Annotated in this window: 2 protein-coding genes; both read left to right on the top strand. The window is 70.9% G+C overall.

The genetic code is table 11. The features are described from left to right. A partial coding sequence (locus F6S12_RS32740) for an FAD-linked oxidase C-terminal domain-containing protein (protein WP_315869990.1) occupies nt 1-98 on the top strand: 98 nt, incomplete at its 5' end. 3 nt (nt 99-101) lie between these two features. Continuing rightward, the coding region (locus F6S12_RS32735) for a 4Fe-4S dicluster domain-containing protein (RefSeq protein ID WP_315869989.1) at nt 102-563 on the top strand (462 nt) is incomplete at its 3' end.

Below are 563 nucleotides of genomic sequence, written 5' to 3'. Positions count from 1 at the left end.
CCCTGGCGCCGACCCTGCTGCACTACCACCAGCGCCTCAAGGCCCAACTGGACCCGCAAGGGATCTTCAACCCCGGCCGACTCTACGCGGAGCTCTAGACCATGCAGACCACCCTCAGCCCCGAGGCCCGGCAACTGCCCCGGGCCGCCGAAGCCGAGCGCATCCTGCGCAGTTGCGTGCATTGCGGCTTCTGCAACGCCACCTGCCCCACCTACCAGTTGCAGGGCGATGAGCTGGACGGCCCGCGGGGGCGCATCTACCTGATCAAGCAGGTGCTCGAAGGCGCCCCGGCCACCGCCCAGACGCAGCAGCACCTGGACCGCTGCCTGTCGTGCCGCAACTGCGAAAGCACCTGCCCTTCCGGGGTCGACTACCACAACCTGCTGGACATCGGCCGCGCCGCGGTGGATGCCGCCCTGCCCCGGCCCGCCGGCCAACAATTGTTGCGCCGCGGCCTGCGGGCGCTGAGCGCCAACCCGCAGCTGTTCAAGGCCCTGATCCATGGCGGCAGCCGCCTGCGCCCGCTGCTGCCCCAGGCCCTGCAGGACAAGCTGCCGCGCCAG

This window comes from Pseudomonas sp. JV245A (assembly GCF_032424515.1).
GTDB lineage: Bacteria > Pseudomonadota > Gammaproteobacteria > Pseudomonadales > Pseudomonadaceae > Aquipseudomonas > Aquipseudomonas protegens.
Note: the sequence above shows the minus strand (reverse complement) of the source record. Positions and strands in the feature narration are given on the sequence as shown.